This is a genomic window from Massilia cellulosiltytica (genome assembly GCF_047325105.1).
GTDB lineage: Bacteria > Pseudomonadota > Gammaproteobacteria > Burkholderiales > Burkholderiaceae_D > Telluria > Telluria orientalis.
The window spans coordinates 4,924,236-4,946,682 of sequence record NZ_CP168562.1 but is presented as its reverse complement, the minus strand read 5'-3'; the positions used below and the strand labels follow the sequence as shown (position 1 = coordinate 4,946,682).

General features: G+C 67.7%; 19 protein-coding genes. 6 read left to right on the top strand and 13 right to left on the bottom strand.

What is annotated here, in order from left to right; all coding sequences use genetic code 11:
• Window positions 1-124: 124 nt before the first annotated feature.
• On the bottom strand, window positions 125-610 hold the full coding sequence (locus tag ACEN9H_RS21575; protein WP_056127174.1) for a YajQ family cyclic di-GMP-binding protein: 486 nt from the start codon (window positions 608-610) through the stop codon (window positions 125-127).
• 81 nt (window positions 611-691) lie between these two features.
• Between ACEN9H_RS21575 and murB the strand changes: the two genes are divergently transcribed.
• Complete coding sequence (murB, locus tag ACEN9H_RS21570) at window positions 692-1,717, top strand: UDP-N-acetylmuramate dehydrogenase (protein ID WP_413672020.1); 1,026 nt, start codon at window positions 692-694, stop codon at window positions 1,715-1,717.
• Between the two features lie 3 nt (window positions 1,718-1,720).
• Here the strand turns inward: murB and ACEN9H_RS21565 are convergent, their stop codons facing one another.
• The 7 genes from ACEN9H_RS21565 to ACEN9H_RS21535 are packed head-to-tail and all read right to left on the bottom strand — an operon-like array spanning window position 1,721 to window position 10,091.
• On the bottom strand, window positions 1,721-2,731 hold the full coding sequence (locus ACEN9H_RS21565) for a diguanylate cyclase domain-containing protein (RefSeq protein ID WP_413672019.1): 1,011 nt from the start codon (window positions 2,729-2,731) through the stop codon (window positions 1,721-1,723).
• Between the two features lie 42 nt (window positions 2,732-2,773).
• Complete coding sequence (gene cheB / locus ACEN9H_RS21560; protein ID WP_413672018.1) at window positions 2,774-3,772, bottom strand: chemotaxis-specific protein-glutamate methyltransferase CheB; 999 nt, start codon at window positions 3,770-3,772, stop codon at window positions 2,774-2,776.
• Window positions 3,769-6,009 (bottom strand): hybrid sensor histidine kinase/response regulator, encoded by a 2,241-nt coding sequence (locus ACEN9H_RS21555; RefSeq protein ID WP_413672017.1) that lies wholly within the window; start codon window positions 6,007-6,009, stop codon window positions 3,769-3,771. Before ACEN9H_RS21555 ends, cheB begins: the two co-directional genes overlap by 4 nt.
• The gene (locus ACEN9H_RS21550; protein WP_413672016.1) at window positions 6,006-6,686 is read right to left on the bottom strand and encodes a chemotaxis protein CheW; all 681 of its coding nucleotides are present in this window, start codon (window positions 6,684-6,686) and stop codon (window positions 6,006-6,008) included. Before ACEN9H_RS21550 ends, ACEN9H_RS21555 begins: the two co-directional genes overlap by 4 nt.
• Entirely contained in the window at window positions 6,683-7,849 is a 1,167-nt protein-coding gene (locus tag ACEN9H_RS21545; protein ID WP_413672015.1) for a CheR family methyltransferase, read from the bottom strand. The genes ACEN9H_RS21550 and ACEN9H_RS21545 overlap by 4 nt, the downstream gene beginning before the upstream one ends.
• Window positions 7,846-8,289 carry a chemotaxis protein CheW gene (locus ACEN9H_RS21540; protein WP_413672014.1) on the bottom strand — a complete coding sequence of 148 codons (444 nt, stop codon included), beginning with the start codon at window positions 8,287-8,289 and terminating at the stop codon, window positions 7,846-7,848. Before ACEN9H_RS21540 ends, ACEN9H_RS21545 begins: the two co-directional genes overlap by 4 nt.
• The gene (locus tag ACEN9H_RS21535) at window positions 8,286-10,091 is read right to left on the bottom strand and encodes a methyl-accepting chemotaxis protein (RefSeq protein ID WP_413672013.1); all 1,806 of its coding nucleotides are present in this window, start codon (window positions 10,089-10,091) and stop codon (window positions 8,286-8,288) included. Before ACEN9H_RS21535 ends, ACEN9H_RS21540 begins: the two co-directional genes overlap by 4 nt.
• Window positions 10,092-10,408: 317 nt before the next feature.
• Between ACEN9H_RS21535 and ACEN9H_RS21530 the strand changes: the two genes are divergently transcribed.
• The 3 genes from ACEN9H_RS21530 to ACEN9H_RS21520 all read left to right on the top strand — a co-directional run bounded on the left by ACEN9H_RS21530 (window position 10,409) and on the right by ACEN9H_RS21520 (window position 14,267).
• Complete coding sequence (locus ACEN9H_RS21530) at window positions 10,409-12,715, top strand: catecholate siderophore receptor Fiu (protein WP_413672012.1); 2,307 nt, start codon at window positions 10,409-10,411, stop codon at window positions 12,713-12,715.
• Window positions 12,716-13,089: 374 nt separating this feature from the next.
• On the top strand, window positions 13,090-13,407 hold the full coding sequence (locus tag ACEN9H_RS21525) for a transposase (protein WP_056132584.1): 318 nt from the start codon (window positions 13,090-13,092) through the stop codon (window positions 13,405-13,407).
• Window positions 13,404-14,267, top strand: a complete 864-nt coding sequence (locus ACEN9H_RS21520; RefSeq protein ID WP_056132588.1) for an IS3 family transposase — start codon at window positions 13,404-13,406, stop codon at window positions 14,265-14,267. Before ACEN9H_RS21525 ends, ACEN9H_RS21520 begins: the two co-directional genes overlap by 4 nt.
• A gap of 142 nt (window positions 14,268-14,409) precedes the next feature.
• Here the strand turns inward: ACEN9H_RS21520 and ACEN9H_RS21515 are convergent, their stop codons facing one another.
• The 5 genes from ACEN9H_RS21515 to ACEN9H_RS21495 form a co-directional block, all read right to left on the bottom strand.
• Window positions 14,410-15,642: an argininosuccinate synthase gene (locus ACEN9H_RS21515; protein WP_413672011.1), complete on the bottom strand. Its 1,233-nt coding sequence runs from the start codon at window positions 15,640-15,642 to the stop codon at window positions 14,410-14,412.
• Between the two features lie 96 nt (window positions 15,643-15,738).
• On the bottom strand, window positions 15,739-16,671 hold the full coding sequence (gene argF, locus ACEN9H_RS21510) for an ornithine carbamoyltransferase (protein WP_056127216.1): 933 nt from the start codon (window positions 16,669-16,671) through the stop codon (window positions 15,739-15,741).
• Between the two features lie 90 nt (window positions 16,672-16,761).
• Window positions 16,762-17,658 (bottom strand): ribosome small subunit-dependent GTPase A, encoded by an 897-nt coding sequence (gene rsgA / locus ACEN9H_RS21505; RefSeq protein ID WP_413672010.1) that lies wholly within the window; start codon window positions 17,656-17,658, stop codon window positions 16,762-16,764.
• The gene (locus tag ACEN9H_RS21500; protein ID WP_413672009.1) at window positions 17,655-17,987 is read right to left on the bottom strand and encodes a 4a-hydroxytetrahydrobiopterin dehydratase; all 333 of its coding nucleotides are present in this window, start codon (window positions 17,985-17,987) and stop codon (window positions 17,655-17,657) included. Before ACEN9H_RS21500 ends, rsgA begins: the two co-directional genes overlap by 4 nt.
• Window positions 17,984-19,249: a M48 family metallopeptidase gene (locus tag ACEN9H_RS21495; protein WP_413672008.1), complete on the bottom strand. Its 1,266-nt coding sequence runs from the start codon at window positions 19,247-19,249 to the stop codon at window positions 17,984-17,986. The genes ACEN9H_RS21500 and ACEN9H_RS21495 overlap by 4 nt, the downstream gene beginning before the upstream one ends.
• 51 nt (window positions 19,250-19,300) lie before the next feature.
• Between ACEN9H_RS21495 and orn the strand changes: the two genes are divergently transcribed.
• Together orn and ACEN9H_RS21485 are read left to right on the top strand one after the other, a co-directional pair.
• Window positions 19,301-19,879, top strand: coding sequence for an oligoribonuclease (gene orn, locus ACEN9H_RS21490; RefSeq protein ID WP_413672007.1), 579 nt, complete (start codon window positions 19,301-19,303; stop codon window positions 19,877-19,879).
• Window positions 19,880-19,953: 74 nt separating this feature from the next.
• A complete protein-coding gene (locus ACEN9H_RS21485) occupies window positions 19,954-22,437 on the top strand; it encodes a PAS domain-containing protein (RefSeq protein ID WP_413672006.1) in 2,484 nt (827 codons plus the stop codon).
• Window positions 22,438-22,447: the final 10 nt, after the last annotated feature.

The following is a 22,447-nucleotide window of genomic DNA, read 5'->3' as shown; positions in this document are numbered from 1 at the left end:
TTCAACTCGTTGTTATAGGTAACGCCGCTGACCGGCGTGTTCGCACGCCCCGCATTTTACCCCACGCGGGGACGGGTCGAGAGCTCCATTTGCCGCACGGTCGTGCGGAGCGGGCAGGAAACGTTCAGTCGCGGAAGTTGTTGAATTCCAGCGGCAGATCCTTCACGTCCTTGCGCAGCAGCGCGATCGCTTCCTGCAGCGTATCGCGATCCTTGCCGGTGACGCGCACGGTTTCGCCCTGGATCGAGGCTTGCACCTTCATCTTGCTTTCCTTGATGAGCTTGGTGATCTTTTTCGCGTCTTCGGTCTCGATGCCGTTGCGTACCTTGAGCACCTGCTTGACCTTGTCGCCGCCGATCTTCTCGACCTTGCCTTCGTCGAGGAAGCGCACGTCGACCTTACGCTTGGTCATCTTGTTCAACAGCACGTCGCGCACCTGGCCGAGCTGGAAGTCGGAATCGCCGAACACGGTGATCTCGCGTTCCTTCTGCTCGACCTTGGCCGAGCTGCCCTTGAAGTCGAAGCGGGTGCCGATTTCCTTGTTGGATTGCTCGACGGCGTTCTTGACTTCGACCATGTCTGCTTCGCAGACCACATCAAACGATGGCATTGTGTTCTTTCCTTGCACAAATTGAGAGTGAATGGCGATATTGTAACCACTATAATGCGCCAAACACTACCCGCCCCAGCCATGCCAGCCGATCTGCCCCTGTCCACCGACGTTTCCCTCGCCCCTTTCAACACGTTCCGCATCCCCGCGCGCGCCCGGCGCTACCTGCGCGTGACCGACCCGGCCCAGCTGCAGGCCGTCGCCGCCGATGCGCAATTGGCCGCGCTGCCGCGCCTCGTGCTCGGCGGCGGCAGCAACCTCCTGATCGCGCGCGACGAGGTCGATGCCCTCGTGCTGCACATGGGGCTGGAAGGCAGGGAGATCGTCGGCGCGACGGCCGACGCCATCCTCGTGCGCGCGCAGGCCGGCGAGAACTGGCATGCGTTCGTGGAATGGACGCTGGCGCAGGGCCTGGGCGGCCTGGAGAACATGGCGTTGATCCCGGGCACGGTCGGCGCGTCGCCGATCCAGAACATCGGCGCGTACGGGGCCGAGGTCAAGGACAGTTTTCACTCGTTGACCGTGTTCGACTTCGCGGACGGTTCGATCCGCACCATGGACGCGGCCGCCTGCCGCTTCGGCTACCGCGACAGCGTGTTCAAGCATGCGGAAGGCAGCACGCTCGTCGTGCTGGACGTGACGTTCGCACTGCCGCGCGCGTGGACGCCGAACCTGCGCTATGCGGAACTGGCGCAGGCGGTGCAGGACATCGCCGCGCCGACCGCGCGCGCGGTGGCGGACGCCGTCATCGCGATCCGGCGCCGCAAGCTGCCCGATCCGGCCGAGATCGGCAACGCGGGCAGCTTCTTCAAGAATCCGGTCGTGCCGCGCGAGCACTGCGCGCGTCTGCTGGCCACGTGGCCGGATCTCGTGCACCATGCCCAGCCGGACGGCAGCGAAAAGCTGGCCGCGGGCTGGCTGATCGACCGTTGCGGCTGGAAGGGGAAAAACCTGGGACGCGCGGGCGTCTATCCGAAGCAGGCGCTGGTGCTGGTCAACAATGGCGGCGCGACGGGGGGCGAGCTCATGGCGCTGGCACGCGCCATCCAGGCCGACGTCGAGGCGCGCTTCGGCGTGCGACTCGAGCCGGAACCCGTGCTGGTGTAAGGCTCACCCGGCCGCGGACACCCGGTTGCGGCCGCTGCGCTTGGCGTCGTACAGCGCGGCATCGGCCCGCGCGATGAAGTCGTCCGGGCCGTCGTCCTCGCCCGGCACGATGCAGGCCACACCCATCGACATCGTGACATACCCGCACGGCGCCCCCGGATGCGGCAGGGCCAGCTGTTGGAGTCCCGCGCGGCACGCTTCGCCCACGCGCAGGGCGCCGGCGAGGTCGGTGTCCGGCAGCAGCAGCGCGAATTCCTCGCCGCCGTAGCGCGCCGCCAGGTCGGCCGGGCGCTTCAACTGGCCGGTCAGCACGGCGGCCACCTTCTTGAGGCACAGGTCGCCGGCCGGATGGCCCAGGTGGTCGTTGTACAGCTTGAAATGATCGACGTCGCACAGCAGCAGCGCCAGCGGCGATTGCTGGCGCCGTCCGCGCTGCCATTCGACGTGGACGGCCTCGTCGAAACGGCGGCGGTTGGCGATGCCCGTGAGGCCGTCCAGCGCGGCCAGGCGGCGCAATTCCTCGTTGACGCGTGCCAGCTTCTCCTGGCTCGCGCTCAGGGACCGGTAGGCGGCGTCGCGCTGCAGGCCGCTGATGTAGCCGGCGGAATGGTGGCGGATGCGGGCCACCAGTTCCAGCTCGTCGGGCAGCTTGACGAGGTAGTCGTGCGCGCCGATGGCAAACGCGTGCGCCTTCAGCTTCGCTTCGTCGCGCGTGGACAGCACGATCACGGGAATGTCGCGCAGCGCCTCGTCCTCCTGATACGCCCGGATCAGCTGGAAGCCGTCGGCGCCCTGCATGACGAGGTCCTGCAGGATCACGGTCGGCCGGTGCCGCAGCGCGGCCGCATGCGCCGCGCGCGCGTCGGTGACGAACTGGAATTCGATGTCGTCGTGGCGCGCAAGCATGCGGCGGACGGCTTCGATCATGATGATCTGGTCGTCGACGAGCAGCACGCGCACCTTGTAGTCGGCGTCGTCTCGTTCGCGGCCCTGGAAGTGGCTGACTGCGGACATCGGGAATCGTTGGCGGGACTGGAATGAATGTCGGGCGTCATTTTACCCTAATGCGATAGGGATATTGTCGAGCGGTAAAATTTTCTCCGCAGCGCCCAGTTCGGCCGCCGCGCGCGGCATGCCATACACGGCGCAGGTGGCCTGGTCCTGCGCGATGGTGGCGTGGCCGGCCTGGCGCATCGCGAGCAGTCCCGCGGCGCCGTCGCGGCCCATGCCGGTGAGCAGGACGCCGGTGGCGTTCCGGGTCCAGTACCGCGCCACCGAGTGGAAGAACACGTCGACCGACGGCCGGTAGACTTCGTCGCGCGGATGGGCGTCATAGACGAGGCGGCGTTCGGGCGTGAGGCGCAGGTGGTCGTCGCTGGCCGCCACCTGCACGACGCCGCCTTCGACCGGTTCGCCGCCCGCGATGGCGCGCACGGGCACGCCGGCCTGCTCGCCCAGCCAGCGCGCCAGCTGGCCGGCGAAGGCGGGATCGATGTGCTGCACGACGACGGCGGCCGTGTCGGCCGGCGGGCGCCACCTTGCCAGCAGCCGCGCCAGCGCGATCGGCCCGCCGGTGGAGGCGCCGATGGCGACCAGGCGCGCAACCGGTGAACCGGAAGGCGCGGCCGGCGCCGGGAAGGCCGCGCTGCCGGTAGGCACCGGCGCTCCCGCGATCAGCTTCGCGATGGTGCGGATCTTCGCGAGCAGGGCGGCCTCGCCGCCGGGGCGGCCGAGCAGCACGGGCGTCGCCGTCACGTCCAGGGCGCCGGCGCCTAGCGCGCGGAACACCTGGCCCACGTTGTCCTGGGGCGCGGCCGTGACGACGAGGATCGCGCACGGCGCCTCGCGCATGATGCGGCGGGTGGCCTCGACGCCATCCAGCACCGGCATGGCGAGGTCCATCAGCACGAGGTCGGGCGGCAGGTCGCGGCACAGGCGCACGGCGTCGGCGCCCGTGCGCGCCACCCACGCGACCTGGTGCTCGCCGCCGATCGCCAGCGCGCGGCGCAGGGCTTCGGAAGCGGTGGCACTGTCGTTGGCGATACCTATCCTCATGGCGTCCTGTCTTCGTGGGCGCCGCCGACCAGGTCGCGCACGGCATCCAGCAACGTGGCGTCGTGGAACGCGCCCTTGGCCAGATAATAATCGGCACCGGCCTCCAGGCCGCGCGCGCGATCTTCCGGCCGGTCCTTGTACGACACGATCATCACCGGCAGGCGGGCGAGGCGCGGGTCGCGCCGGATGCGTTCCGTGAGGCCGATGCCGTCCAGGCGCGGCATGTCGATGTCCGTGATCACGAGGTCGTAGTCGGCCCCGCGCAACTGGTTCCAGCCGTCCAGGCCGTCCAGCGCCACGTCCACGTGGTAGCCGCGCGCGGCCAGCAGCTTGCGCTGCATCTCGCGCACCGTGAGCGAATCGTCCACCACGAGCACGCGCCGCGCGCGGCCGGCCGCGGACTCCCCCGCGGCGAAGCCCAGGCGCAGCGCGGCGCCGTCGTCCAGCAGGCGCGCGATCGAGTGCAGCATGTCGGGCACGTCGAGGATCAGCACCGGCGTGCCGTCGTCGAGCAGGGCGGCGGCCGCGATGTCGCGCAGCTTGCCGAACGTCGGCTCGAGCGGCTGCACGGTCAGGCTTTGTTCGCCGCGCACGGCGTCGACGACGAGGCCGTAGCGCTCGCGCCCCGTCCCGATCGCGACCAGCACGAGGTCGACTCCCGCCACGGCCTCGCCCAGCGCCAGCACCTGGCTGGCGGCGACGAGGCCCAGCTGCCCGCTGCCGTCCGTCGCGTCGACGTACTGGCGGCCGTGCAGGGTGCGCACGGCGCCGGCCGGCACACGGCGCACGCCTTCGACGCGCGCGATGGGCAGCGCGTAAGCCTCGCCGGCCACGTCGACGACGAGGGCGCGCACGATCGATTGCGTGAGCGGCAAGGTGATCACGGTGGTAAAGCCCGCGCCCGGCGCCGATTCCGCGCGCGCGGTGCCGTTCAGGCCTTGCACGGCGTCGCGCACGACGTCCAGGCCCACGCCGCGCCCGGAGAGTTCATTCGCGCTTTCCTTCAGCGAAAAGCCGGGCAGGAACAGGAATTCCATCAGCTCCGCCTGGGACAGCTCGGCCGCGAACGCGGGTGCCGCGACCTGGCGGCGCACGGCGGCCGTGCGGATGCGCTCCGGATCGACGCCGCGGCCGTCGTCCGCGACGGCCAGCGCCAGCATGCCGCCGCGGTGGCGCGCTTCCAGGCGGATCGTCCCGTGGGCGGGCTTGCCGGCGGCCGTGCGCTCGGCCGGCAGCTCCATGCCGTGGTCGACGGCGTTGCGCAGCAGCTGGTGCAGCGGCCCTTCCATGCGCGCCAGCACGGCGCGGTCGACCAGCGTGTCCGCGCCCGCGATCTCCACGCGCACGTCCTTGCCGAGGCCCCGCGCCAGGTCGCGCACCATGCGCGGCAGCGCGTGCACGCCTTCCGCGAAGGGACACATGCGCAGGGCCAGTACCTCGTCGGCGAGGCGCGTGGAAACGGTCAGCGCCTGCCGTTCGTAGTGCTCGGCGCCCTCGATCGTGCGGTGCAGGGTGTCGCGCAGCGGCGCGGCGCGGTCGGCCACGCGCTGCGCCAGTTCGGCCAGGCGCGCGTCGCCCATCGCGCGGATCGCGTCCTGCAGGTCGTCCAGCGCCTCGTGGACGGCGCGCTGGTGGCGCTTGTAGCGCTGCAGCCCGGCTATCCACGGCCGCAGCTGGCCCGCGTGCAGGCGCGCCTGGCCGGCCAGCGTGAGCAGCTCGTCGCTGCCCGCTTGCCGGGAGGGCGGGTCGACCGGTGCGGGCGCCGGGCCGGGCGGCGATGCGGGTACCGGCGCCGGCGGCGGGGCGGCAGCGGGCGGCGCCTTGCCCTGGCCGTGCAGGGCCCCCAGTGCCGCGACCGTGGCCGCGATACGGTTGCCGCGCGGCGCGCTGGCGCCATCGGCTTCCGCCAGCTGCTGCAGCACGTCGACGGCGCCCAGCAGCACGTCCACGCCGCTCGCGTCGAGCTGGGCCCGGCCTTCCTGCGCCGCGACGAGCACGTCTTCCATCGCATGCGCGAGGCGCACGGCCGGCTCCAGGCCGACGATCGCGGCCGCGCCCTTGACCGAATGCGCCGCGCGCATCATCGATTCCAGCCGGGCCGCGTCGACCGCGCCCTGTTCGAGCAGCAGCAGGCCTTCCGTCAGCACGCGCATCTGCTCGCGCGTCTCCATGCGGAACAGGTCCAGCATCGAGTAGCCGCTCAGGTCTTCACGCATGTTCCCGTCGTTCGTGCTCATCGCAGCAGCGCCTCCAGCCCGGCGCGCAAACGCGCCGTGTCGAGCAGGCCCGCTTCGATGGCGCCGTCGGCGATCACGCCGGCGACGAGGCCGGGCGGCGCGTGGCCCACGTTGGCGGCGGGCGGACGCATGGCGTCTTGCGCGTGGCGCACCACGCCGTGGACTTCATCGACCGGCAGCGCGTAGCGGTGGGGGCCGAGGGCCAGCACGAGCAGGCGCGCGAACGCGTGGCGGCCCGGCGGCGGCGGGACGTCGTCCGTGTCCACGTTCAGCAGGCGCGCGAGCGACACGGCCGGCAGCAGGCGGCCGCCGACGTTGACGATGCCGAGCAGGGCGCCGCGGCTGCGGTGCGGCAGGCGGTGCGCGGGCGCCGGCGGGGCGACTTCGACGGCGAGGGTCATCGCCACGGCCAGCCACTCGCGGCCGACGCGGAATGCCAGCGCGGCGGCGTCCGTGCGCGCCGGCGGCGGTTCGGGACGGGCCAGCTCGCGCGCCCAGGCATCGCGGTAGTCGGCGTCGACGGGACGCTGCAGGTTGTGCTGGGCGGCGCCCGCGTACACGGGGCAGTTGCGGCAATGGACGTGGGTTGCCAGCTCGGGACAGCTGCGGTCGCCCGCGACGCCGATGCCGCGCCAGCAGGCCTCCTCGTCCCACGCACGGACCGGCAGGTGCTTCATGCGTGCTGCCTCCCGCGCCGCGCATGCACGCGCGCGGCGCGCTCGCGCAGGCTGGCGCCCAGGGCGACGTCGCCGCGCTGTTCGGCGAGCAGGGCCAGCCCGCACAAGGCTTCGTAGTGGTCGGGATCGAGGTAGACGCAGCGCCGCCAGCAGTCTTGCGCACTCTGCGGCCGGCCCGTGCATTCGGCCGTGAGCCCGAGCAGGAACCACGCTTCGGCATCGTCCGCGCGCACGGCGAGTAGCGCGCGGCAGGCGTCTTCCGCGTGCGCCAGCCGGCCGGCGTCGGCGTGGGCCTTCGCTTCGGCCAGCAGGTCGCGCGGGGGCAGTGGCGGCGGTGGCGCGGACGGGCGGGGTGCCGGACGCCCGGCGGGGCGGGGCGGCGCGCGCCAGACGTCGGCCGCGCGCCGGCCATGCTTGCGCAACGCGAACGTGTCGTGCGGCGTGCGCGGCGCGAAGCCGGCGCGGCACAGCGCGGGTGCTTCGGCATACCCGGCCAGCAGCAGGCCGTCGTCGGCCAGCAGTGCGGCGAGGCGCGCGGCCGCCCGCTGCTGCGTGGGCAGGTCGAAGTAGATCAGCAGGTTGCGGCAGAACACGAGGTCGTAGGTGCCCGTGAGCGCCGGGTCGACGTCGAACAGGTTCGCCTGGGCGAAGACGACGTAGGCGCGCGGCGCCGCGCCGATCATGTGTTCCTCGCCGTGCTCCGTGAAGAAGCGCGCGCGCAGGCCTTGGTCGTCGCCGCGGAACGCGTTGCCGGTGTACCTGCCGGCGCGGGCGCGGGCGATCGCGGCCCGCGACAGGTCGAACGCGTCGATGCGGCAGTGTTCGGGTTCGATTCCCGCGTGCGCCAGCAGCATCGCGAGCGAATACGGTTCCTCGCCGCCGGCGCAGGGCAGCGACAGCACGCGGACCTGCCGCCCGGGCCGCGTCAGGAGGCGCGCCTGCACGAAGCGCAGCGCGGTCTCGAACACGGCGGGGTCGCGCAGGATCCAGGACTCCGGCACGACGACGAGGTCGACGAGCGCGTCGAATTCGGGCGTGCCCGGCCGCGGATCGTAGTCGATGCCGGCACCCGCGGCGCGCATGCGCTCGCGCACGGCCCGTTCGACCGTGGCGACGCCCAGGTCGAGGCCCGTGGCGGCGCGCAGGCGCAGCGTGAGATTCACGGGCCTGCTCCGAACAGCAGGGCCTCGACCTCGGGCGCGAGCAGGCGCTCCGGGTCGAGCAGCTGCAGCATGCCTTCGGCGCCGGGCGCGACCTGGCCGAGCCACGGCGCGCTCGCGACGCCCGCGTCGGCCAGTTCGCCGTCGAGGGCCGCCACGCCGATCACGCGCTCCGCTTTCAGGCCCAGGCGGCGCCGGCGCCCGGCAGCAATGATCTCGACGAGCAGGATGCGGGTGTCGTAGCGCACGGCGTCCGGCGGCGTGCCGGCCAGGCGCGAGAGGTCGATCACGGGGATCGCCTCGCCGTGCAAGTCCAGCAGGCCGGGCACGAAATGCGGCGCGCCCGGCAGCGCCTTCAGGCGCGCCACCGGCAGCACGCGCAGCACGCTCGCCAGCGGCAAGGCGTAGCGGTCGCGGCCGATGTGGAACACCATCGTCCTCATGCGGTATTGACCGAGAAGGTGGCGACGGACTGCTGCAGGTCGGTGGCGGCGTACTGCAACTGATGCACCGCCTCGCTCGTCGCTTTCAGCGAGTCGACGGTCTGCTGGCTGGCGTCGGACAGCTGCGTCATCGTCGCCGTGATCTGCGATGCGCCCACTGCCTGCGACTGCATCCCCTGCAGCACCAGGTCGAAGCGGGGCGCCAGCTTGCGCACCTGCTCCGTCATGCCGGACAGCTGCTCGGCCACGTGGCGCGCCTCGCCCACGCTGCGGCGGATGTCCTCGGTAAACTTGTCCATGCCCATGACGCTGGCCGACACGGCGGACTGCATCTCCTTCAGCATCTGCTCGATGTCCCACGTGGACACGGACGTCTGGTCGGCCAGGCGCCGGATCTCGGCAGCGACGACGGCAAAGCCGCGGCCCGCCTCGCCGGCCTTCTCGGCCTCGATCGCGGCGTTCAGCGACAGGATGTTGGTCTGGTCCGCGACCTTGGTGATCGTGGTCAGCACGCTGTTGATGTTGCTGGCCTTTTCCGACAGGGTCGCGAGCTTGGCGGTGATCGCGTCGGTGGCCGCGACCATTTGCTGCATCGACTGGTCCATGCGCGTCAGGTTGCCCTGCGCTTCGGCCGTGGCCGCCGTCGTGTAGTCGGCGACTTCGCCCGCTTCTTCCATCGTGCGCAGCAGCTGCGACGTATTGGCCGAGATCTCGCGCGTGGTGGACAGCACCTCGACGCTCGTCTGCGCCTGCTCGATCCCGGTCGCTTCCTGCTGGCGCGCGGACGCGGCGATCTGCGTGGCCGACGTGGTCACCTGGATGCCCGCGCGCTGCACGTTGCTAACCAGGGTGCGCAGGCTGCCCAGCATCGTGCCCAGACCTTCGCCCAGGCGGCCGATGGCGTCGCTGCCGGCGATCGTGACGGTGCCCGTCAGGTCGCCGCGGGCGGCGCGCGAGACGACGTCCAGCAGCATGTCGACCTTGGCGCGTAGTTCGTTCGTCGCCGCAAGTTCCTTCGCCTGGCTGTCTTCGATGGCCTGGGCCATGCGGTTGAATTCCAGCGCCACCTGGCCCAGCTCGTCGCGCGACAGCACCTCGGCGCGGGCGCCGTGCACGCCGCCGGCGATCTGGCCGGCAGCACTCATCAGGCTGTGCAGCGGCCGCGAGACGGCGCGCACGAGCAGCGTCGAAATGAGGATCGCCAGCACCACGCAGATGACGGCGCCCCCGGTCAGCAGCGCCTTCATGGTCTGGCGCAGTTCGTCGGTGTCCTTCTGGCGCTGGACCAGCAGGCGGTTTTCCTCGGCTTCGACGTCGTCCAGCACCTCGCGCAGGCTGGCCACGGAACCCGTGCCGGCCAGTACCCCGGCCTCGGCCTGCGCCGTCATGGCCGCACCGGCGGTCCGGCGCCGTTCGATCTGCGGAGTAACCACCTGCTCCATCCACGTGACCAGCAGTGTGTCCAGGCGGCGCAGGCGGTCCTGCTGCTGGGCGTTGTCGGTGGTGATCGCCTGGGCGCGTTTCACGTGCGCGCGCGCCGTCGCGTATTCGTTGCGGATCGGCGTCACCAGGTTCTCGTTGCCCGTCAACAGGTAGCCGCGCGTGGACGACTGGATCTGCAGCACCGACGTCGCGATGGTGTCGAGTTCGCGCAGCACCTCGAGGGTGTGTCGGTTCCACAGATTGGCGTCGGACAGCCGTGCGAAATTGTTATAGGCAAGGATGAGCAGGCACAGGATGATCGCGACGATCGCGCCGAAGCCGGCGACCAGTTTGTTCCTGATGCTCAAGTTATGAAACATGCGCGCTCCAAATGGCGTGAAGACATGGTGAATGTAACATTTCTGCCCGGAGGCAAGGGACACCGCGTGCACCAATCCGGGGATCCCCGCTCAGGGCGTTTTCGCATTCGTTCATGCCATGCACGCGACATGCGCGTTCACCTGCTCCGTGAGCGCGGGCGGCAGGCCACCGATGGTAGCGCGCCGGCGTCCGGCTGAAAAGGTGAGACCTGTATTGGTAAAACGAATGAGAATGATTCGCGTTTACTTATCCGTTAAAACTTGATACAGTTCGTGGCGTTCCGACAAACATTCAAAAACAACATTCAACGACCACGATGAGAACCTCGATCACCAGCCGTAAGCATCTGTCTCCTTCCACGCCGCGCCGCGCGGGCGCCGCGCTCGCCATGCTCGTGCTGCCGCTCGCCGGCCACGCGGCGCCGGATCCCGACGCCGCCGCCGATGCGGACGCCGGCGCCGGCCGCCCGCACCGCGTCCACGTCAACGGCGCGCGCGAGAACGACTACAAGGCCGAGCATGCGCAATCGTCCAAGTACACGGAAAAGCTGGTCGACACCCCGCAGACCGTCATCGTCATCAAGAAGGAGTTGTTCGAGCAGCAGGGCGCGACCACGCTGACCGAGGCGCTGCGCAACACGCCCGGCGTGGGCACGTTCTTCCTCGGCGAGAACGGCAGCACGAACACGGGCGACGCGGTCTACATGCGCGGCTTCGATACGTCCGGCAGCCTGTTCGTCGACGGCATCCGCGACATCGGCTCGATCTCGCGCGACGTCTTCAACATCGAGCAGATCGACGTGCTGAAAGGCCCGGCCGGCACCGACACGGGCCGCGGCGCGCCCACCGGTTCCATCAACCTGAACACGAAGCAGCCGACGCTGAAGAACACCGGCGACGCCAGCCTCACGGTGGGCAGCGCGGACCGTGTGCGCGGCACGGCCGACATCAACCGCGTCATCGACCGTGAGTCCGGCATCGCGTTCCGCCTGAACGTCCTCGACCAGCGCGCCGGCAATCCGGCACGCGACGCCGTGCGCGACAAGCGCTGGGCCATCGCGCCGTCGCTCGCGTTCGGCCTGCACGGCCCGACCCACGTCTACCTCGACTACCTGCACGTGAAGCAGGACAACCGGCCGGACGGCGGCGTGCCGACCATCGGCCTGCCGGGCTACCGCAGCCCGGACGCGACGCGGCCTTTCCTCACCGGCGCCGCGCCCGTCGATCCGCAGAATTTCTACGGCGCGCTGTCCGACTACGACAAGGTGACGGCCGACATGGCGACGGCCATCATCGAGCACGAGTTCCGCAATGGCATGCGCCTGAAGAACACGAGCCGCTACGGCAAGACCAAGCAGTTCTACCTGCTGAGCGCCTTCATGGGTTCGGCGGCGAACATCATCGCGCCGAGCGCCACGGACCCGTCCACGTGGTCGCTGGCGCGGACGATCCGCACGGTCAAAGACCAGGAAAACACGGTGCTCGCGAACCAGACGACGCTGACGGCCGATGTCGATACGGGCACCTTGCGCCACACGCTCGTCGCGGGCCTGGACCTGTCGAACGAGAAGCAGTCGAACCGCAGCTACGTGGGCGGCGGCACGCTGGCGCCGGCGAATTTGTACCGACCCGACCCGGCGCTGCCGATCGCAGGCCTGAACCTGCAGCCGAGCGGCGCCCGCACGCGGGGGGAATCCGCGACGGAATCCGGCTATCTGCTCGATACGATCAAGCTGGGCGACCAATGGATCTTCAATGCGTCCGCCCGTCTCGACCACTTCGACACGACGTATGACGCCATCGCGCTGTCGACGGCCACGTCGGCCCCGACGCTCCCCGTGGGCACGCCTGTGCCGACGCATATCGAACTGTCGGACAACCTCGTGAGCGGCAAGGTGTCCGCGCTGTACAAGCCGACGGCGAACAGCAGCGTGTACGCGCTGTGGGCCAACTCGAGGAACCCACCGGGCTCGAACCTGGCGCTGAGCGCCAGTGCGAACAGCGCGGCGAACCCGATCTATGACCCGCAGGTCAGCACGACGACGGAGCTGGGCGCCAAGTGGGAAGTGTTCGACCGCCGTCTCGGGCTGAACGCGGCGCTGTACCGCACGGACGTGAAGAACGAGGTCGAGCAGGATCCTGTCGACCTGAAGTACTACCAGACCGGTAAAAAACGCGTGCAGGGCATCGAGCTGGCCGTGACGGGCGAGATCACGCGCGCGTGGTCGATCAACGCGGGCTACACGTACATGGACACGAGCATCGAGGCGGGCAAGCTCGTCACGGCGAGCGGCGCCAACGCGCTGTCGTACACGCCGAAGCAGGCCTTCACGAGCTGGACGACGTACAAACTGGCGCACGGCCTGACGCTCGGCGGCGGCGTGCGCTACCAGGGCAAGCTGCTGCGCGGGACGGACGGCGCCGTCGGCACGCCGGCGTATGCGGACAGCTATTGGGTGGCGGATGCCGTCGCGGACTACCGGGTCAACCGCTGGCTGGACCTGCGCCTGAACGTCTACAACCTGTTCGACAAGGAGTATGTCGCCTCGATCAACAAGAGCGGCTACCGCTACACGCCGGGCGCGCCGCGCTGGGCGAGCCTGACCGCCAACTTCCATTTCTGAGTTGTGAGCCGGCGCCAGCCGCTTCCGCCGTACGCCGCAGCCGTGGGGGCAATGCGGGGTGGGGCGGGGATCAAGCGGTGCGCCTCCCTTTGCCGTCCTTTCGCGTGAGCGGGAGGACGGCTTTTTTTTCGAAGAAAGCTATTTCTTTAATTCGGGGTCAGAGCACATTTTCGGGAAAATTCGGGGTCAGAGCACATTTTGTTGCACGATCCCTTAAGCAAGCAACGCACGCGATATCACGCCGGTCCGCGATGAAGTTCGCGCCAAGCCCGAGTCGAAATCAGTGGATGGTAGATATCCGGACATTGATCGCAAATGTGCTCTGAGACGTACCGGGTTTAGTGGACATCCCAAATAGAGGACAATACGTTCCCATGGATAAGACTAAACCCGACGCTACCGGACGCAAAAGCTTCACGAAGGCTTTCAAGCAAGAAGCAGTCGCACGTCTGAAGAAAACTGATAACGCGACGGCTCTGGCGCTGGAACTTGGCGTGCGGCGCAACTTGCTCTACAAATGGGCTGAGGCGCTCGAGAAAGCTGGCGCGGAGAAGGCGTTTAATGGCCCGGGGCGGCCGCTGGCACAGGACGAAGATGAGTTGACCCGACTGCGGCGGGAAAATGAGCGGTTAAAGATGGAGAATGCCATCTTAAAAAAGGCGGACGCGTACTTTGCGAAACGCAAGCCGTGAAGTACGCCTTTGTTCATCAGCACTGCAAAGAGTTTCCAATTGCGATGATGTGTCGGCTGCTGCAGGTAAGCCGAAGCGGCTGTTATGCCTCGCACAGGCGTGAGCCGAGCATACGCAGTCGTGAAGACGTCGCGCTACGTATTCGCATCGAAGAATTGCATGCAAAACAGTGGCGCGCGCCAGGCGTCATCAAGACTTGGCGCCTGCTGCAGGCTGACGGAGTGAACTGCAGCCGTAACCGCGTGGCCAGGATACGCCGGATTGCTGGTATCGAGACGCGACGCATGGCGCGGTTTAAAAAAATGCGGACGTATCAAAAGAGCGAGCCACCCGCAGAAGATTTGGTCAAACGCGAATTTGCCGTAAAGTTGCCCAACCGGGTCTGGGTCGGCGATATGACGCAGATCGCGACAAGAAAAGGGCCGTTGCATCTTGCCGCCTTCATCGACCTGTGCACACGTCGCGTCATCGGCTGGGCCACTGCAACGAGCCAGACAGCCAGGCTGGCCGTGACAGCACTGCAAGCAGGTATTGAACAGCAAAAGCCTGTCGGCGGGCTAATCTGTCATACGGATCAGGGCTCGCAGTTTGCCTCGGCCATGTTTCGCAATCACTTGCAAGACAACCAAATATGCCCGAGCATGAGCCGCAGAGGAAACTGCCACGACAACGCCGTGGCAGAGAGCTTCTTTTCGAACCTGAAGAACGAAGTGACGCACCACACGGTCTATGAAGATCAGCAGTCGGCACTAGCCGCCATCACCGCCTACATCGACGTGTACTACAATCAGCAACGCCTTCATCAGACGCTCGGCTACCGTACGCCGGCCGAAGTCGAAAAAATGCACAGGTGTACCTGATTTAACCTGTCCACCAAACCGGTGCATCTCACTCTGACCCCGAATTTTGGCTGAAATGTGCTCTGACCCCGAATTTGACGTTTCGGTAATGAAAAAGCCGCCGGACTTCGCAGACCGGCGGCTTTGCTGGCGTGACGCCGTATTACTGGCCGCGCTTCTTGCGTGCGTTCGCCGCGATGCGCATGCGCAGTGCGTTCAGCTTGATGAAGCCGCCCGCATCCGCCTGGTTGTACGCGCCGCCGTCTTCGTCGAACGTGGCGATGGTCTGGTCGAACAGCGAATCCGTCTTCGAATCGCGCGCGACGACGATCACGTTGCCCTTGTACAGCTTGACGCGCACCCAGCCGTTCACGCTCTTTTGCGTGTGGTCGATCAGCGTCTGCAGTGCGACGCGTTCCGGTGCCCACCAGTAGCCGTTATAGATCAGCGACGCGTAGCGCGGCATCAGGTCGTCCTTCAGGTGCGCCACTTCGCGGTCCAGCGTGATCGATTCGATGGCGCGGTGCGCCTTCAGCATGATCGTGCCGCCCGGGGTTTCGTAGCAGCCGCGCGACTTCATGCCGACGTAGCGGTTTTCCACCAGGTCCAGGCGGCCGATGCCGTGCTTGCCGCCCAGGCGGTTCAGTTCGGTCAGCACTGCGGCCGGGGTCAGCTGCTTGCCGTTCAGGGCCACGATGTCGCCGTTCTGGAATTCGATGTCCAGGTATTCCGCCTGGTCCGGTGCCGCTTCCGGCGACACGGTCCAGCGCCACATCGATTCCTCGGCTTCCGCGCTCGGGTTTTCCAGGTGGCGGCCTTCGAACGAGATGTGCAGCAGGTTGGCGTCCATCGAGTACGGCGCGCCGCCGTTCTTGTGCTTCATGTCGATGTCGATGCCGGCGTCTTCCGCGTACTTCAGCAGTTTTTCACGCGACAGCAGGTCCCACTCGCGCCACGGGGCGATGATCTTGACGTCCGGCTTCAGCGCGTACGCGCCCAGCTCGAAGCGCACCTGGTCGTTGCCCTTGCCGGTCGCGCCGTGCGACACGGCGTCGGCGCCGGTTTCGTTGGCGATCTCGATCAGGCGCTTGGCGATCAGCGGACGCGCGATCGACGTGCCCAGCAGGTATTCGCCTTCGTAGACGGTGTTGGCGCGGAACATCGGGAACACGAAGTCGCGCACGAATTCTTCGCGCACGTCGTCGATGTAGATGTTTTCCGGCTTGATGCCGAACTTCAGCGCCTTGGCGCGTGCCGGTTCCAGCTCTTCACCCTGGCCCAGGTCGGCGGTGAAGGTGACGATTTCGCACTTGTAGTTATCCTGCAGCCATTTCAGGATGACGGAGGTATCGAGGCCGCCCGAGTAGGCGAGGACTACTTTTTTGATGTCGCTCATGGAAGTTCCAGTGGTGTCAGATGTGGAGGGGGATGATGGTCAGCCGGCCCTCAGCGGGCCGACGATCAGGCTCATGGGTCGTGGTAGTGCGATTGATTATTTGTCTTCGATGCGGCCCAGCAGCAGGTATTCGATCAGCGCCTTCTGCACGTGCAGGCGGTTCTCGGCCTCGTCCCAGACGACGGATTGCGGACCGTCGATGACGCCGGCCGACACTTCCTCGCCGCGGTGCGCGGGCAGGCAGTGCATGAACAGCGCGTCGCCGCTCGCGCGCGCCATCTTCGCTTCGTCGACGATGAAGCCGTCGAACGCTTTCAGTCGCTCGGCGTTTTCCTTTTCGTAGCCCATGCTCGTCCACACGTCCGTGTTGACGAGGTGTGCACCGGCGCAGGCGTCGGACGGGTTCTCGAAGAAGGTGTAGTTCGTCGTCGTGACCAGCTGCGGATCGATGTCGTAGCCCTTCGGGGTCGACACGTTCAGGTGGAAGCCGAACACTTCCGCCGCCTGCAGCCAGGAATACAGCATGTTGTTGGCGTCGCCGATCCACGCCACCGTCTTGCCGACGATGGAGCCGCGGTGCTCGTAGTACGTGAAGATGTCGGCCAGCACCTGGCACGGGTGGTGTTCGTTGGTGAGACCGTTGATCACCGGCACGCGGGAATGCGCCGCGAAGCGCTCGATGATGTCCTGGCCGAACGTGCGCACCATGATGATGTCGCACATGCGCGACATGACCTGGCCGGCGTCCTCGACGGGCTCGCCGCGGCCCAGCTGGCTGTCGCGCGTGTTCAGGTAGATCGCGGCGCCGCCCAACTGGTGCATGCCCGCTTCGAACGACAGGCGCGTGCGCGTGGAATTCTTTTCGAACACCATGACCAGCGTGCGGTCGACGAGCGGGTGGTAGATCTCGTAGTTCTTGAACTTGCGCTTGATGACGGTCGCGCGCTCGATCAGGTACTCGAACTCGTCGCGGGTGAAGTCGGAGAACTGCAGGAAATGCTTGATGTTGGTGGGAGTCGTGCCAGCCATTTTTGTGCCTGAGATACGATAATCTCTTGGATTATAAGCGTTTTTGCTTGCTTTCCGGGAAATTGCATTTGGAACGAAGCGGAAAAGTTGTCAGTACAACGTCTGCGCGGACTCGTGCAGCAGCTGCGCGTACAGCTCGTGGCGCAGCTTCGCGATCTTGCCGTCCGCAACCGCCTGCAGCACCGCGCACTGGGGTTCCGCCAGGTGGCGGCAGTTGTAGTACTTGCAGCCGCCCAGGTAGGGCTTGAACTCGACGAACGCCCGTTCCAGCATGCCTTCCGTCAGGTGGTACAGGCCGAATTCCTGGAAGCCCGGGGAGTCGATCAGGGTGCCGCCGGCCGGCAGCTTGTACAGGCGGGTGAACGTGGTCGTGTGCTTGCCGGTGTCCAGCGCTTCCGAGATTTCGCGCACGGCGATGTCGGCGTCCGGCACGAGCAGGTTCACGATCGACGACTTGCCCATGCCCGACTGGCCGATCAGGATCGAGGACTGGTCCTGCAGCAGCGGCGTCAATGCCGCGACGGTGTCGTCGGGATGCGTCTTCGCCGACACCTCGTGCAGCGGGTAGCCGAGGCGCGTGTACAGGCTCGCGCGTTCGCGCGCGCGGGCGAGATTCGGTTCGAGGTCGACCTTGTTCAGGATGAGGTGCGCGTCGACGCCCGCCGCCTCGCAGGCGACGAGGGCGCGCGACACGAGGTCGTCGGCGAAGCTGGGTTCCGTCGCGATGACGATGAACAGCCGGCTGATGTTCGCCGCCAGCAGCTTGCTCTTGTACTGGTCGGAGCGGTACAGCAAGGTCGTGCGCTCCGCGATCTTCTCGATCACGGCCTGGTCGTTCGACGTGCGTTTCAGGTGGACGATGTCGCCCACCGCCACGTTCGTCTTCTTGCCGCGCGTGACGCACTGGAGGAATTCGCCGTCGACGTCGGCCAGGTAATGGCGGCCATGCGCCGCGACGATGGTGCCGGTTAAATCGTGTTTGCTCATGCGCCCGCCCGTCCCGCGTACAGTGCGTCGGCTTTCGCTGCGCAGATAAAATCGTTGTCGGACAGGCGGTTACCGGCCGAATGCGTCGTCCACGACGCGGTGACGCGGCGGTAGCCGACGGCCAGGTCAGGATGGTGGTCTTCGCGGTGGATCATGAAGGCGAGGGCGTTCACGAATTCCATCGTCTCGTGGAAGTCGCGGAACACGAATTCGCGCTCGAGACGGGTGCCGTCGATATGCCAGTCCGGTACCTCGGCCAGCAGCGCAGGGATCGCGGCGTCGTCCAGCGCGGGTGCGTCGTGCACGCAGTGGCGGTCGATCAGGCTCATGCGACCCCCGCCAGGCGCAGGTGACGGATGCGCACCGAGGCCGGCGGGTGCGAATCGTAGAACGCGGAGTGGATCGGGTCCGGCGTCAAGGTGGCGGCATTGTCCTCGTACATCTTGACGAGGGCCGACACGAGGTCGCGCGCATCGCTGTGGCTCGCGGCGAACGCGTCCGCCTCGAATTCGTGCTTGCGCGACGTGATCGACGTCAGCGGCGAGAACGGGAACGTGAAGACCGGCAGCACGAGGGTGAACAGCAGCAGGGCCATCGCATCGTTCGACTGGCCCAGCAGCGGCAGCACGCCCAGGCCCGTGTAGAACCAGACCTGCGTCTTGAGCCAGCCGAGGAGGGCGAGGAACGCGAGCGACAGCGCGAACAGCACGCCGATGCGCTTGATGATGTGCTTCAGCTTGAAGTGGCCCAGCTCGTGCGCGAGCACGGCTTCGATCTCTTCCGGGGCCAGGCGCGACAGCAGGGTGTCGAAGAACACGATGCGTTTATTCGAACCGAAGCCGGAGAAATAGGCGTTGCCGTGCGCGGAGCGCTTGCTGCCGTCCATCACGAACAGGCCCTTGGCCGCGAAGCCGACGCGCGTCATGAGGCCTTCGATGCGGTCCTTCAGCTTGTCGTCCGTGAGCGGCGTGAATTTGTTGAAGAGCGGCGCGATGACGGTCGGGTACAGCACCATCATCAGCAGCTGGAAGCCGCTCCACACGAGCCAGGCGTACAACCACCACAGGGCGCCCGTCCTGTCCATCAGGGTGAGCACGACCCACAGCAGCGGCAGGCCGATGACGGCGCCGACGAGGCCGCCCTTGACGGCGTCGGCGATCCACAGGCCGACCGTCATCTTGTTGAAGCCGAAGCGCTCTTCCAGCACGAACTGGCGGTAGTACGAGAACGGCAGGTCGAGCGCACCGGAGACGATGGCGAACGCGACGATCAGCAGGATCTGGTGCACCATACCGGGGCCGGTCGCGTGCAGCAGCGCCGTCGACAGCGCCTGCAGGCCGCCGAGCAAGGTAAAACCGGTCAGCACGAGCGTGTTCCACAGCGCGGCCCACAGGCCGAAGCGGGTCTTGGCAACCGTGTAGTCGGCGGCCTTCTGGTGGGCGGACAGGGGAATCTTCGCGGCGAATTCGGCCGGCACCTGGTCGCGGTGCCGCAGGACGTGGCGGATGTGCCGGCGCGCCAGCCAGTACCGCAGGCCGAGCGTGAGCAGGAGAAAGACGACGAACAAAACCGAAAACGCGGATGAAAGCATTCTATGCCTGTGAGAAAATGCTGGTTTAGCTAGTTAAGCGAAGAGAGAATTATGTCACAAGCCAACCCCACCGAAGTATCCACTCCGCGCCCGAACGAATTCAACCTCGTCTGGATCGACATGGAGATGACCGGCCTGGATCCGGACAACGACCGCATCATCGAAGTGGCCGCCGTCGTCACGGACGCCAACCTGAACGTGCTGGCCGAGGGCCCCGTGATCGCCGTCCACCAGAGCGACGAAACCCTGGACAAGATGGACAACTGGAACAAGGGCACGCACGGCCGCTCGGGCCTGATCGACCGCGTCAAGGCGTCGACGATCGACGAAGCCCAGGCCGAGGAACAGCTGATCGCCTTCCTGAGGCAGTGGGTGCCGGCAAATAAATCGCCGATGTGCGGCAACTCGATCTGCCAGGACCGCCGCTTCATGGCGCGCGGCATGCCGAAGCTGGAAGCGTTCTTCCACTACCGTAACCTGGACGTGTCCACCTTGAAGGAACTGTGCCGCCGATGGAAGCCGGAACTGGCGTCCGGCTTCAAGAAGGCGCAGAAGCACACGGCGCTGGCCGACATCATCGAGTCCATCGAAGAATTGCGCTACTACCGCGAGCACTTCATCAAACTGTAACGCGACAAAGCGAGCTCAGGCACAAAGTTGCAATCGTGCATGGGCCCCGCCGCCAGGTATGCGAGAATCGGGCCATGGCTGACATTCTGCGTACCACTGCCGGTCTCGGCGGAGAGAGCGACGTCCGGCGTCTCCTGCAGGAGCACGACTGGAGCACGTCGCCGCTCGGGCCGCCGGCCGACTGGCCGCCCGAACTGGCGACCGCCGTGTCGATGACGGTCAGCTCCGCGTTCCCGATGTTCGTCGCCTGGGGGCCGGACCTGCGCTTCCTGTACAACGACGCCTACGCCACCATCCTCGGCGCCAAGCACCCCGCCGCGTTCGACGCGCCGTTCCAGCAGGTCTGGGCCGAGATCTGGCCCGACCTCGTGCCCATCGTCGATCGCGCGCTGTCCAACAAATCCGCGTATTTCGAAGACCTGCCGCTCACGATGGAGCGTCATGGCTTCCGCGAGCAGACCTGGTTCACGTTCTCGTATTCGCCGCTGCACGACGGCCATGGCCGCGTGGCGGGCCTGTATTGCACCGTCATCGAGACGACGAGCCGGGTGCAGGCCGAGCGCCGCGCCGCGTTCGAGCTGACGGTGGCCGACGCGCTGCGCCCGCTGGCGTCCGCCGACGACGCCATCCGCACCGGCTGCACCCTGCTGGGACTGGAACTGGGCATGGCGCGCGTGCTGTACGGCGAAGTCGACGAGGCGCTCGATACGCTGGCCGTCGTGCGCGACTGGCAGCGGCCCGGCCTCGCCAGCGCGGCCGGGCACACGTTTTCCATCGACGCCTTCGGCCCCGGCCTCGCGCACGCGGGCCGCGCCGGCGAGATCGTGCGGCTGGCCGACGTGCGCACCGACCCGCGCGCGGCCGCGCGCCAGGGCACGTATCTCGCACTGGACATCCAGGCCTGCCTCGCCGTCCCGCTGCGCAAAAGCGGGCGGCTGCAGGCGTTCCTGATGCTGGGCCTGGACCGGCCGCACCCGTGGACCGACGCCGAGGTGGCGCTGGCCCGCGGCACGGCCGAGCGCATCCGGAACGCCGTCGACCTGGCGCGCGTGCAGGGCACCCTGCGCGCGGAACGCGACCGCGGCCGCACGATCCTCGACACGATCGCGGAAGGCTTCATGCTGCTCGACCGCGACTGGACCGTCCTGCAGATGAATCCCGCCGGGCTGCGCATCGCGCACATGGATCCGGCCGAGTTCATCGGGCGCAACCACTGGGACGTGTGGCCGGAAGCGATCGACAGCGAAGCGGGGCGCATGTACCGCCGGGTGATGCGTGACCGCGCGGCCGGCACCGCCGAGTACCGCCAGCGCATGCCGGACGGCGTCGATATCTGGTGCGAAGTGCGCGCCTACCCGACGCCCGACGGCGGCATCGTCTCGTTCTTCCGCGACATCACGGAGAGAAAGGCGGCCGAGGACAAGCTGCGCGCCGCCGACCGGCGCAAGGATGAATTTCTCGCGATGCTGGCGCACGAACTGCGCAATCCGCTGGCGCCGATCAGTGCCGCCGCCGACCTGCTGCGCATCGGCCGCCTGGACGAAGCCCGTGTGCGTCAGAGCAGCGCCATCATCGGTCGCCAGGTGCGCCACATGACGAGTCTCGTGGACGACCTGCTCGACGTCTCGCGCGTCACGCGCGGCCTCGTCACGCTCGCGCGCGCGCCCGTGGCGGCCCGCGCCATCGTCGACGAGGCCATCGAGCAGGTACGCCCCATGTTCGAGGCCCGCCGCCAGCACCTCGCCATCGGCATCGCCGACCCGGACGCCCTGGTGCTGGGCGACAAGGCGCGCCTCGTGCAGGTGCTCGCCAACCTCCTGAACAATGCGTCCAAGTACACGCCGGAAGACCGCCGCATCGACGTCGCGGCCACGGTCGACGCTGCGCGCGGCCGTTTGCTGCTGACGGTGCACGACGAAGGCATCGGCATGGAACCGGAGCTCACGGGACACGTGTTCGACCTGTTCACGCAGGGCGAGCGCTCGGTCGACCGCGCGCAGGGCGGGCTGGGCCTCGGCCTGGCGCTCGTCAAGAACCTCGTCGAGCTGCACGGCGGGACCGTCGCCTGCACGAGTCCTGGGCTGGGGCAGGGCAGTACCTTCGAGGTGGCGCTGCCGCTGATGGAAGGGGGCGCGCGCGTGGCGCCGGCCGATGCCGGTGTCGTCGCAGGCGGGACAGTAGCCGGTGCGCGGCGTCCGCTGCGCGTGCTCGTGGTCGACGACAACGTCGACGCGGCGGCCACGCTGGGCATGCTGCTGGAAGCGTGCGGCTACCTGGTCGACGTCGAACACGATTCGCACCGCGCGCTGGAGCGGGCGCGGCACCAGCGGCCGGACGTGGCGCTGCTGGACATCGGTTTACCGGACATGGACGGCAACGAACTGGCCCGCCGCCTGCGCGCGGATGCGCAGACGGGGGCCATCGTGCTGGTGGCCGTCACGGGATATGGCCAGGAACAGGACCGCCGGGCGGCGTTCGAGGCGGGCTTCGATCACCACCTCGTGAAGCCCGTCGACATGGACGAGCTGGCCGCGCTGCTGACGGGGATTCAAACTTAACCAACGTCGT

Bases quoted from the DNA above. Each gene is read 5' to 3' on its own strand.
- orn (WP_413672007.1), top strand. From the start codon at position 19,301: ATGTCACAAGCCAACCCCACCGAAGTATCCACTCCGCGCCCGAACGAA.
- ACEN9H_RS21525 (WP_056132584.1), top strand. From the start codon at position 13,090: ATGGATAAGACTAAACCCGACGCTACCGGACGCAAAAGCTTCACGAAG.
- ACEN9H_RS21495 (WP_413672008.1), bottom strand. From the start codon at position 19,249: ATGCTTTCATCCGCGTTTTCGGTTTTGTTCGTCGTCTTTCTCCTGCTC.
- argF (WP_056127216.1), bottom strand. From the start codon at position 16,671: ATGGCTGGCACGACTCCCACCAACATCAAGCATTTCCTGCAGTTCTCC.
- ACEN9H_RS21535 (WP_413672013.1), bottom strand. From the start codon at position 10,091: ATGTTTCATAACTTGAGCATCAGGAACAAACTGGTCGCCGGCTTCGGC.
- rsgA (WP_413672010.1), bottom strand. From the start codon at position 17,658: ATGAGCAAACACGATTTAACCGGCACCATCGTCGCGGCGCATGGCCGC.
- ACEN9H_RS21485 (WP_413672006.1), top strand. From the start codon at position 19,954: ATGGCTGACATTCTGCGTACCACTGCCGGTCTCGGCGGAGAGAGCGAC.
- ACEN9H_RS21555 (WP_413672017.1), bottom strand. From the start codon at position 6,009: ATGAGCACGAACGACGGGAACATGCGTGAAGACCTGAGCGGCTACTCG.
- ACEN9H_RS21565 (WP_413672019.1), bottom strand. From the start codon at position 2,731: ATGTCCGCAGTCAGCCACTTCCAGGGCCGCGAACGAGACGACGCCGAC.
- ACEN9H_RS21515 (WP_413672011.1), bottom strand. From the start codon at position 15,642: ATGAGCGACATCAAAAAAGTAGTCCTCGCCTACTCGGGCGGCCTCGAT.
- cheB (WP_413672018.1), bottom strand. From the start codon at position 3,772: ATGAGGATAGGTATCGCCAACGACAGTGCCACCGCTTCCGAAGCCCTG.
- ACEN9H_RS21530 (WP_413672012.1), top strand. From the start codon at position 10,409: ATGAGAACCTCGATCACCAGCCGTAAGCATCTGTCTCCTTCCACGCCG.
- ACEN9H_RS21575 (WP_056127174.1), bottom strand. From the start codon at position 610: ATGCCATCGTTTGATGTGGTCTGCGAAGCAGACATGGTCGAAGTCAAG.
- ACEN9H_RS21540 (WP_413672014.1), bottom strand. From the start codon at position 8,289: ATGAGGACGATGGTGTTCCACATCGGCCGCGACCGCTACGCCTTGCCG.
- ACEN9H_RS21550 (WP_413672016.1), bottom strand. From the start codon at position 6,686: ATGAAGCACCTGCCGGTCCGTGCGTGGGACGAGGAGGCCTGCTGGCGC.
- murB (WP_413672020.1), top strand. From the start codon at position 692: ATGCCAGCCGATCTGCCCCTGTCCACCGACGTTTCCCTCGCCCCTTTC.
- ACEN9H_RS21500 (WP_413672009.1), bottom strand. From the start codon at position 17,987: ATGAGCCTGATCGACCGCCACTGCGTGCACGACGCACCCGCGCTGGAC.